8 protein-coding genes and 3 tRNA genes are annotated in these 11485 nt (G+C 30.6%); 5 read left to right on the top strand and 6 right to left on the bottom strand.

Annotation, left to right across the window (positions count from 1 at the left end; all coding sequences use genetic code 11):
* The first annotated feature begins 108 nt into the window (after positions 1–108).
* Entirely contained in the window at positions 109–1197 is a 1089-nt protein-coding gene (locus FZC35_RS00825; RefSeq protein ID WP_148980773.1) for a hypothetical protein, read from the top strand.
* A gap of 161 nt (positions 1198–1358) precedes the next feature.
* Positions 1359–1436: transfer RNA gene (locus FZC35_RS00820), tRNA-Asp, on the top strand.
* A 387-nt stretch (positions 1437–1823) separates the two neighbouring features.
* Here the strand turns inward: FZC35_RS00820 and FZC35_RS00815 are convergent.
* Both FZC35_RS00815 and FZC35_RS00810 read right to left on the bottom strand, forming a co-directional pair.
* The gene (locus FZC35_RS00815; RefSeq protein ID WP_148980772.1) at positions 1824–3062 is read right to left on the bottom strand and encodes a terminase large subunit domain-containing protein; all 1239 of its coding nucleotides are present in this window, start codon (positions 3060–3062) and stop codon (positions 1824–1826) included.
* 155 nt (positions 3063–3217) lie between these two features.
* A complete protein-coding gene (locus tag FZC35_RS00810; protein WP_148980771.1) occupies positions 3218–4279 on the bottom strand; it encodes an FtsW/RodA/SpoVE family cell cycle protein in 1062 nt (353 codons plus the stop codon).
* A 125-nt stretch (positions 4280–4404) separates the two neighbouring features.
* Here FZC35_RS00810 and FZC35_RS00805 point away from each other — a divergent pair, with 125 nt between their 5' ends.
* The 3 genes from FZC35_RS00805 to FZC35_RS00795 all read left to right on the top strand — a co-directional run bounded on the left by FZC35_RS00805 (position 4405) and on the right by FZC35_RS00795 (position 6724).
* Positions 4405–4875 (top strand): single-stranded DNA-binding protein, encoded by a 471-nt coding sequence (locus tag FZC35_RS00805; protein WP_148980770.1) that lies wholly within the window; start codon positions 4405–4407, stop codon positions 4873–4875.
* A 252-nt stretch (positions 4876–5127) separates the two neighbouring features.
* On the top strand, positions 5128–5958 hold the full coding sequence (locus tag FZC35_RS00800; RefSeq protein ID WP_148980769.1) for a response regulator transcription factor: 831 nt from the start codon (positions 5128–5130) through the stop codon (positions 5956–5958).
* Positions 5959–6118: 160 nt separating this feature from the next.
* Complete coding sequence (locus FZC35_RS00795; RefSeq protein ID WP_148980768.1) at positions 6119–6724, top strand: MarC family protein; 606 nt, start codon at positions 6119–6121, stop codon at positions 6722–6724.
* 604 nt (positions 6725–7328) lie between these two features.
* Here the strand turns inward: FZC35_RS00795 and FZC35_RS00790 are convergent.
* The 4 genes from FZC35_RS00790 to FZC35_RS00775 form a co-directional block, all read right to left on the bottom strand.
* A tRNA-Thr gene (locus tag FZC35_RS00790) sits at positions 7329–7400 on the bottom strand.
* A 190-nt stretch (positions 7401–7590) separates the two neighbouring features.
* A complete protein-coding gene (locus tag FZC35_RS00785) occupies positions 7591–9465 on the bottom strand; it encodes a leucine-rich repeat domain-containing protein (RefSeq protein ID WP_148980767.1) in 1875 nt (624 codons plus the stop codon).
* Between the two features lie 707 nt (positions 9466–10172).
* Positions 10173–11372, bottom strand: coding sequence for an elongation factor Tu (gene tuf / locus FZC35_RS00780; protein WP_148980766.1), 1200 nt, complete (start codon positions 11370–11372; stop codon positions 10173–10175).
* A gap of 39 nt (positions 11373–11411) precedes the next feature.
* Positions 11412–11483, bottom strand: a tRNA-Gly gene (locus FZC35_RS00775).
* Positions 11484–11485: the final 2 nt, after the last annotated feature.

Raw genomic sequence — 11485 nt, 5'->3', positions numbered from 1 at the left:
TTAATATGCTTTTATTGTAAATTCATATGAATATTACATGCATCCTGTAATTAAATTTTACACAAACTTAATTCAAACTAAGTATTGTTATAGTACAGGAGAAAACAAATGAATAAAAAGAATTTTGCAATATTTTGCGCATTAATGTCTTGTTTAAGTGTTGATGCAGGAGTTAGTAACGTAAAAAGAAAAACATCTTCTCAAGCAAGAAATGCTAGAAGAAAAAGCTCAGGAAGAAAAAGCTCAGGAAGAAGAGTATCTTCTAACCAAACAGCAAATGAAATTGAGCGTCAAAAAATGTTTGAAAATGTATATGGGTACAACAACTCAAATACACAAAAAACTTCAACATTAAAAAGATCTTCTGCTCCAATGTATATGGAACCAGAGGCTCCAATATATCCAGAGCCACCAATGTATATGGAACCAGAGCCACCAATTCTAAAAGGATCTTCTGCTCCTATTGCGCAGGCAAATTATAGAAACTATGAAACAAATACTGTTCCAAGCGCGCCTCCAATCTCTTTATTGGATGCTCAAGAACATGTATATGCTCCTAATCAAGCAAATATGCCGTTATTTGACAATCAACCCAAAGAGAGAAATAATTTGCTTAACTCTGCATCTAGCAAAGCAAAAGGAATGTTTGGATGGGCGAAAAACAGTGCCTCAAGCGCTGCAACAAGTGCATTCAATGCAGGAGCAAAAGGAGCTCAATGGGCGAAAAACAGTGCTCCAGGTGCTGCAGCAAGCGCATTCAATGCAGGAGCAAGAGGGGCTCAATGGGCGAAAAACAGCGCTTCAAGCGCTGCAACAAGTGCATTCAATGCAGGTAAAAGTGCATTCAATGCAGGTAAAAGTTTGGCAAATAATGATCAATTCAAAAAATCAGCTTCTGGTTTTGTAGATTTTGTAAAGAGTGAAGATAATAGAAATATTGCAAAAGATGTATATGAAAAAGCTCAAAGCGGTTATGACACTGTAACAAAAGCACGCAAAGCACAAAAAGAAAATAAAGAAGGAACTCTTGCGCTAGCTCAGGACTTATACAACCAAGGAAAAGAAGCTTATTCAAATAACAAAGAACTAATAAGCAATACAAGTCAAAAGGCAAAAGAATTGCGCCAGCATAGTCAAAATATGTATGATTCTGCAAATGGAAGACCTCTAGCAATTGAATGGCACAACAATTCATAGTCGCAAATAACTTAAGCGGCACAATGAATTCAAAGTAAATTATTAAAGTAATTCTAATAATCAATAATAGTTTCTTTATATCTTTTATTGATGAGTAATTTATATTATTTTTACCTTTTATAATTGACAGACAGGTATTTTTTGTATAAATTTATCTCATAGGGGGCGTAGCTCAGCTTGGTTAGAGCGTCGGCTTGTCACGCCGAAGGTCGCGGGTTCGAGTCCCGTCGCTCTCGCCACCTATATCTTCAAATTAATATTTTCAACAAAAAAATTAAAATTTTCAAAATTTGATTACATGCTTTTTGATTGGTAATAATATTTATACTACATATACTATTTTAAATATCTTGATGAGATTTAATAAATAATTATAATTATAGCTATAGTTATAATTTTAAATTACTATCAATATTTTAAAGTTTTATGATATATGATTTAGTTATAATTTTAAATTACTATAAATATTTTAAAGTTTTACGATATGTGATTTTGCGATTTGGAAATATTCATTCTTTCAAATACAACTTATTGCACTTTAAAAATGTTTTTATATTTTCTAATACGTAGAATTGCTATTTGATATTTTAAATTGTGAAAATAATTTTTTTAACTTCTAAATAAATTTAAATTATGGAAACTCGTGCAAGTCTTTTTTTAGATCTAAGAAAATTAATTCCTATAACTAGCGCATCCACTCTATCAGGAGACTTTGAAAATCCAGGAAATGATTTCATTTGCTCTTCAAGCTCTTCAAATACACCAACATGAAAAATTTTTCCTTGATCATATAAACAAACTACTGGCTGAGCTCTAGTAACTTTATTATGAATAGACCTGATTCCATGAAAATCAATATTTGGATTTTGTATTCTTAATAAATCTTCTATCATATCTCCACCTTGATTTACCTCAGCAACAATTGTTCTTGTTTTGTACTTTTCACACATTTGATCACAAATTTTAATCCAATCAAATGAAGCGTATTTTCCACTTTTATCTTCAAGAACAAATATCTCATCATTAGACATTGCCAATACAATTATTCCAGTTTCATCACTATTTTCATTGTTTGTCACAGCAGGGTCAATCGCAATAATGACATTAGAAAATTTCATAGAGCTCTTGTTTTTTCTATAAATATTCTCATCTGACCACATTTTCATATCATCTAACAACTCCCCATCAAGCTCTTGTTTTCCAAAGCTAGTGCCTCCATATTCATCTTTAATGTATTCCAAATACTCTTTAGATAAATTTTTCTCATTATCCAATGTATTTCCTGTCGTATAATGAGTATCTTTTCTTTTGCACAATTTATGTAACAAGGAGATTGGTTTGGGAGTTGTTGTGATTATAACTTTAGGAATTCCTAATCTCATAGTCATCATCAGTTGATCCCAAGTTTCATCTAAATTGCTAAATTTCGCCAACTCATCAACCCATGCTAAATCGAACTGAGGACCCCTCAAGCTTTCATATGAATCTGAACTATGAACCTGCGCAATAGCTCCATTTGGCCATTGAAGAATATTCTTAGAAGCAAAGAATTTAGGCCTTTCATGCTCTGGATAGATATTCAGTAATCCACTTTTTCCTTCAATCATTATTTTTCTAACATCTTCCTTGTTCTTTCCTAGCAAGCAAATATTTCTATACCCTTGCGAAACAAGTTTTCTAATAGATTCTGCTCCAGTTCTTGTTTTTCCAAATCCTCGCCCAGCCATCAAGAGCCACACTCTCCAATTCCAGGATGGTATTTTTTGCGAATCTCTAGCATGCAAATTCCAATCATATTCTTTCGCTTGTTTTTGAAGTAATTTTAACCCTAAATCATATATTTCTCTTAATAATTCTTGCTGCATAATTCAATTATAGAAAATACACACATCAATATTCAAACATTTTTTTATACTGCTATGCTTTTTTAACTTATTTGCTTATTTTTTAATCTTTTTTCATGTTTAATTATACATTTTTTATCGTATATATTTATTACGCATTTTTTATTGTTTATCAATCATGTATCAAACGGCATAATTTCTCTGCTAAATTTAGCCTTTCTAGATGAAATTAATATTCCGGATAAAGTCCAGAAAGATATCAATAACGAAGTTCCTCCATGACTAATAAATGGAAGAGTAATCCCTTTTGTTGGTATTATCCATAATGCAGATGCAATATTGATCCAAGCTTGTATTAAAAAAATACTGATACAACTAGTATTTATATAATATTCAACTGATCTATACAGCTTTCTATTATTAAAAAAAGCAGAATACCCTAACAGCAAAAACATATAAATTAAATAAACGCATCCAACAACACCCAATTCTTCTCCAACAACAGCAAAAATAAAATCAGAATATGCGTCTGGCAAGTATTGTTTAATAATTCCTTTTCCTATTCCTAATCCAAAAAATCCTCCAGATTTAATAGTTTGAATTGACATAAATCCTTGATATCCTCCTTCAAGAATAGATTGTTTTCCATAAATGAAATTGAAAATTCTAGCTTGCACATGGGGAAGCCTTGCTATTGCCATTGATGCAAATATTGATGAAAAAAAACAGAAAAAGAATAAATGAATAATGCGAATATTGGATATAAATAGCTGTATCGCCATAATAGATAATAATAATAATATTGAGCCAAAATCTGGCTGTTTAATTAATAAAGCTATGCCCAAACAATATATTGCAAAAAATTTAAAATGCTTTTTTCTAAAGAGATAATCTGAAGCGATAATAATGCATGAACTCTTTAATAGCTCTGAAGGTTGCAATGAAATTCCAAATAAAGAAATCCATCTCTTTGACCCTTTAATTGCTGAGCTCTTAAAATAGGCAAATATTATCAGAAATATTGAAATTATGAATAGTATCTTGGATATTTTAATTAATAACTTACTATCTTTTGAATGCATATAAAGAGATAATGAAGCTCCTAATGACCATAATAAGATGTGCCTTGAAATTGATGCTGGGCCATATGCTGCCATGCAAAATGAACTAATAACACACAAGCTTGCTACGCAAAAAAGGATTTTTCTATCTAAATACACAATTGATCTAAGAATCATTAATGAATTGTATTATTTATTGAAGATTTATTGAAGATTGAATAATTATTTATTGAAGATTGAATATTTTTCATTAAATTTCTTTAATAATTGTGTTGTGCAGTAGCATATGATAGCATGATGCCATGGTAAAATCTGTAAATATGGTTATGATCATTGGTAATTTAGGAAATGATCCTGAAGTGAGAGATGGAAAAGGCACAAAGATAGCAAAATTTTCAGTAGCAACTTCAGAAGAGTGGATGAACAAAGAATCAGGGAAGAAATTTTCAAGAACAGATTGGCATAGAGTGGCAGTTTTCAATCCACAATTAGTCGATATAGCATCCAAATACTTAAAAAAAGGTAGCTTAGTTTACATAAGAGGAAGACTAAGACCATCTTCTTGGGTTGATGATGCAGGCCAAAAAAGAACTACAGTTGAAGTTGAAATGATGGATTTAAAAATGTTCCCAAGAAGCGATAGCTTTGGTGGATCAGAAGATTATGGATCATCAGAATCTTCTTACTCTGAAGCAAAATCTTCTTATTCTGAAGAAGGATCTGAACAAAGCTCACCTGAGCAAAATAATACTGACATAGATATTCCATTTTAATGTTCAATATTTATTCATAAATTATTTCTAAATTATTTCTAATAATATAATTTGCATATTGCTTTAGTAGAACTTTATGCAATTTGTGAAATAAATTTAATACTGTATTAATCTTAAAAATTATAAATTAAATTATTTAAATGACAGCTAATTTACATGAAATATAAATAAATAAAATATATAAATTCATATATTTTTTACTTTTTTGCAGAAAAATGTTCTTATTGTTTATAAAAGATAGGAGAGAAGTCTATGAAAATACTTCTAATAGAGGATGACAAGGCAGTAGCTTCAGCGATAACATCAATGCTTAAATCTCAAAGAATTATATGTGACCATGATGTCAACGGACAAGATGGGTTTGATTCTGCTAGATTATACGAATATGATGCAATTATATTGGATATGATACTTCCCGATTTAAAAGGAGAAGAGCTTTTAAGCAGAATGCGAGCATGCGAAATCAAAACTCCTGTTATCATTCTTTCTTCTATTTCTGAAACTTCACAAAAAGTCAAAGCTTTATGCAATGGCGCAGATGACTACCTTCCAAAACCATTTGACAAACAAGAATTGCTTGCAAGATTAAATGCAGTTATTAGAAGGTCCAATGGACATTCAGCCTCTGTGATAAAAATTGGAACATTTGTAATAGATTTGCAGCGTAAATGTGTATCTATATCTGATAAAAATTTAATGTTAACAAAAACTGAATACAATATACTAGAATTACTTGCAAGAAGAAAAGATTCATTCTTGCACAAAGATTCATTTCTAGATCATCTTTACAATGCTGATTGCAATGAGCCTGGGAAAAAAATTGTAGATGTATTTATGTGTAAATTGAGAAAGAAAATCTCAAAAGCACTTGGAAACTCAGAACTAAATGATAATAGTCCAGCAATTGCAACTTCATGGGGAAATGGATACAGATTGGATCAGCGTAAAAATTTAATAGACTATCTTCCAAAAAAGAAAATGATTCGAGACAATTTTGAAAACTCTGCTGAACAAAAAATTATCTCTGAACAAGATGAATTTGGAAGGCCTACTAAAAAAATAAAAAGACCAATCAGTGGATAATAATAAACAATTGCAATCAATGCAGTCAATTGCTTGAAATTAATTTATTGTAAAAAATCTAAAATTAAACTAGCGTATTCTAAAATTAAACTAGCGTATTATTAAATGTCTTGATTTTGCTTAAATTGCCCCTTTACCAAAAACATGATAGCATTGGCCCATGATAAGTAGCTTACAAATCTTTCTGAATTCTTATGCATCGATATTTTTTATATTTAATGCATTTGTTAATATTTTTATTATAATATCTTTCACTCCGCACATGAATCTTAAGCAAAGACTTAACACGGTTAAGAAATCTATCTTCGTTGCAACTGCTGCTGTTATTATGTTTTCCATAGTTGGACAATTAATGCTTGATGGGCTTAAAGTCACCATGGCAGCTATGAAATTCACAGGAGCAATACTTGTAGGTCCTGCAGCATATAATATGGTTGTAGGACACACAATTGATAATGATGGAGAGCATAAAGGCGATCTTCATTTCTTTCCAATAGGAGTTCCAACATTAGCTGGTCCTGGCGTATTCACAGCAATACTAACCATAATCAAGCAAGAAGGTGCAAATGGATTAATTCCATCCTCATTGGGAGTAGTAGCGGCAATTATTTCAGTTTATGTGGTATTAAACATAGGGTGTAGATTATTTAGCAAAATTTCACCAACTTATATGAGAATGATGAGCATATTCTTTGGAACAATATTACTAGCATTATCCGCTCAATTCTTTATAGATGGATTTTCAATGATGTGCAAATGCATATAATGACTATCAAAAAACAAACAACCATAATTATCTAAATAAACTATCTAACAATACAATCCGAACAACGTAAAATTAAATATCTAAATAAATTACCTAACAATACAATCCGAACAACGTAATCAATTTCAACATTAATAAATAAAATTATAATAACAAAATAAATTGAGGCATGTAAAATCCCACGACTATTTTACTTAGCATATGCATTATAAATAGTCAGATATGGAAAGAATTTAATACTGATAACATTAACCAGTTTAATACAAAACTTAAACTCAAGAATATTGCAAAGAAATCAAAAGATTATTAGAAAAGGCTATCTGTTAACACTTAATTCACATTGCGCTTTACCATATTAGAAAAAGAACCACCCAATTAAATAGAAAAAATTTCGCTCAATTTCAAAAAAGGTAAAATATAGCAAAGAGCCACATTAAATTTCAAAAAGGTAAAGCAATTAGTTTCTTGTTGCTAATTTATTTTAACGCTAAAAACATAACTATTTTTTATATCATCACTTTTAAGATAATGGAGAAATGAAAAGCAAATTTCACGGTAAATTGAATAAAATTAATAAAAAAGAAAATCTTTTAACAAAAATAACTGCCATTGGAGAGATTTGAACTCTCGGCCTCTCCCTTACCAAGGGAACGCTCTACCCCTGAGCTACAACGGCATAAAGTAATTGACTCATAAAAACTGAAAAAAATCAATATTATCATTAAAATATTCTTCACAAATTATATAAATCAAAAGAAAAAACTAGCGCTAAACGCTACCATTGACGCGCATCAGATAAAATTAACAGAGGGAGTTTTAAAAATTCAAAATAGAGAATAAAATTGTTGAAATTAGCGGAATGAGCATTACCAACTATAGGAATCATACCTCTCCCCAAGCCATTTACACACTTCTGGATCAGAATTATCCCTCAAAATATAACTACTTCCATTGCCTGAATAATGGAACCCGTCAGTTCTGCTGCCATAATCATAATCATCTCTTGACTCGAAAAAAATTCCAAATGTTAAACTACAAATTTCTTTTGGCAATCTTGTCAATTTATTATCTGTTACATCAAGTGTTGTCAAGTTTGTTAGTCTGCCTATTTCCCTTGGCAACTCAGTTAATTGGCTATCACGCACATTAAGATCTGTTAAGCTTTTTAGCTTCCCAATTTCCCTTGGTAAAACTGTTAGTTGATTGCCACCTATATAAAGAGATGTTAAATTTTCCAAATCACCAATTTCCCTTGGCAATGCAGTTAATTTATTGTTTGCTAAATCAAGAAGTTTTAGCTGATTTAATTTACTTATCCAATTCGGCAATTCTATTAATTGGTTGCCTATATTAAGTTCTGTTAAATTCTTCAGTTCTGCAACTCCTTCTGGCAACGCTGCTATTTGATTTCCTGAAACACAAAGTTTTATTAAGTTCTTCAGCTCCCCAATACAGCTTGGTAATTTAGCCAAATCATTATACGATGCATTCAGGTTTGTTAAATTTCTTAATTTCTTAGTATCATCTGGTAATTCAGTTAATTCATTGATCAATACATTGAGCTCTTCCAAATTTCTCAATTCCCCGATCCAATACGGTAATTTATTTAGTTTATTTTGTTTTACACGAAGCGTCATTAAATTCTTCAATCCTCTTATCGCTTCTGGCAATGCAGTTAATTTATTTCTTGATATATCAAGCTTTATTAAATTTCTCAATTCTGCGACTCCATTTGGCAGTTCAGTTAAATCATTACCCACTATACAAAGCTTTGTTAAATTCCTCAATTCTCCTATCCAATTCTGTAATATTGCTAAATTATACTTTTTTGCAAAAAGATCATTACGCCCTATACTAAGCTTTGTTAAACTTTTCAGATCTCTGATCCAAATTGGCAAATCAATTGATTCTACATCGAATAGCTTCAATTTTTCTAATTTAGGAAAATTCAGCATCAAATCACATGCATTAATGCGATCAATTCCTTCATCTCCCACAATGCTCAATATTGTCACATTTGGATTATACAAACTCCTTTTTTCCAAAGAAGTCGCAATGTCATTTTTCTGCTCAATAAATAAATATTCATATCTTGGATCTATTTCTTTTGGCAATCTCTCAAAGCTAGGCATTGACACTTCTTTTAGTATTTTCTCAGAATTAGATATTAAATTACGATCATTTCCTGAATAACAAAATGCATCCAATGATAAGCTAAGAACCTCTTCTGGTAATTTAGTTAGATTATTATTCTCTATATCAAGAACAGTCAAGCTCTTCAGTTTTCCTATTTCTTTTGGCAATTCAGTTAATTGATTCAAACTGATATTAAGATATTTTAGACTTTCTAAGCCATCAAACATATTGCTTGGAATATATTTTAGGTTCCAGTTAGTCAACTTGATTGATTTCAATTCCTTCAAAACATCTTTTTCTCCCATACAAAGCATATATAAAAAATTATTTGCTTCATTTTCTTTGAATTCATCGTAACTTTTTGGAAGTTTTATTATTTCTGCTTTCTTTTTTCTAATTTGATAAGCGCAATACATCTTTAATGCTTCTTCTTGACTTCTTTTTAATAGGCATTCTTTGTAGCCTTTTTCAGTCTCAAGCCTTTTTAAATCACTTGAATTATAAGCATTTATTTCGCTCATAGATTTATTGAATAATTCTTTGTCAGATTTGATATCTGAAACGCATATTATGGAAATAAATTGCAGTATTTTTCTATATTTCATTAACGGATTTATAGCATTATAACAATAACAATGCAAATTATAAAGCAATCAAATAACATTTAAAAAATAAAAGCATTATAACTATTCTTTGTTTGTATATTTTCTTTAAAACTTGATATCAATTGACTTTATATATGCAAAGCAATGTTAAATTCTCCAAATTACAATTTTCTTTAGCAATTTAACACTAATTTATTTTATAAACACTAAGTTGCTAAGTTTTATCACATTCTCTACCTATCAAATTTTATCTTATATTTTATTTATCTTATATTTTATTTTAAATTTACTTTTTATCAAATAAACAATATTTTGAAAGAGAAATTTATTGAAAGATTTAAGAAATAGATCAATAATTCTTATTGCAAATCTTCTTAATTAAAGAAAGCTTGATTATGGAATTATTGCAAAATCTATTATATTTATATTTCAAGAGAAAACAAAATTATTTTGAGAATTACTAAAGTATAGATTTTTCAAACTCTAATATTACACTCAATTTACTATTTACTATTTTTAAAAAATATTTAACTATTATTAAATTATAAAAAATTATTTTTGCTAAATTTTGTTTTGCATTTGGTAAAAAACTTGCAATTTTATAAAATAATACTTTGAATATCAAATTCTAAATAAATATCTTAAATTTGCAAAATGATAAATAAACAATTCAATATTCTTGAATTATTTAAAAAAATATACAAAAATCAGTCAATGATTTCTGTAACTACACCAGCTCCGATAGTTCTACCACCTTCTCTGATAGCAAAGCTGAACTCTTTATCCATGGCAATGCTGGAGTTTAATTCTACAGTTAATCCATGAACATTATCACCAGGCATAACCATTTCTGTTCCCTCAGGAAGTGTGATTTCACCAGTAACATCTGTAGTTTTGAAGTAAAACTGAGGTCTGTACTTACTGTGGAAAGGGGTCTTTCGTCCGCCTTCTTCAGCTTTCAATACATAAACAGTACATTTAAACTTCTTATGAGGAGTAATTGTACCAGGTTTTGCAATAACCTGACCTCTTTCAATGTCATCTCTTTTAATACCACGAAGCAAGATACCAGCATTATCTCCAGCTAGACCTTCCTTCATTTCTTTTCTAAACATTTCTATCCCAGTAACTGTTGTTTTTTGAGTATCTCTTAAACCAACAATTTCTACTTCGCTTCCAACTGTAATTTTACCAGTTTCGATACGCCCAGTAGCAACTGTTCCTCTACCTTCAATTGAGAAAACATCTTCAACAGCCATCAAGAAATCTTTATCAACTTCTCTTGTTGGCTCAGGAATGTATGTATCCAAAGCTTCAATAAGCTTCAAAATAGATTGCTTTCCTATTTCATCTTCTCGTCCTTCAAGGGCGCAAAGAGCAGAACCACGAATTATTGGAGCAGGATTTTCCTCAGAGTCAAATCCATGAGCAGCTAGCAATTCTCTGATTTCTTCTTCAACCATTTCAATCATATCTTCGTCATCAACTTGATCAACTTTATTAACATAAACAACCAAGTAAGGAACATTAACCTGTTTAGCTAAAAGAATATGTTCTTTAGTTTGAGGCATGGGACCATCAGTAGCTGAAACAAGCAAGATTCCTCCATCCATTTGCGCCGCACCTGTGATCATATTTTTCACATAATCAGCGTGACCAGGACAGTCAACGTGAGCATAATGTCTCTTATCAGATTCATATTCAACGTGAGCTGTGCAAATAGTAATACCTCTAGCTTTTTCCTCAGGTGCAGCATCAATATTGCTATAACCTTTAAATTCAGCTTGTCCGGTTTCTGACAAAACTTTAGTAATTGCAGCTGTTAAAGTTGTCTTTCCGTGGTCAACGTGACCAATAGTTCCTACATTAAGATGTGGTTTATTTCTTTCAAATTGCTGTTTAGCCATTCGTAACCCCCTAAAAAAATAAGTACTCTTAGTAAAAAAAGCGGGCGATGGGAGTCGAACCCACGTCTTCAGCTTGGAAGGCTGACATTCTAGCCATTGAACCACGCCCGCAT

The sequence above is a fragment of the Candidatus Cytomitobacter indipagum genome (assembly GCF_008189285.1).
GTDB lineage: Bacteria > Pseudomonadota > Alphaproteobacteria > CAJXXZ01 > 1604HC > Cytomitobacter > Cytomitobacter indipagum.
This window is presented reverse-complemented; position numbering and strand designations above follow the sequence as displayed.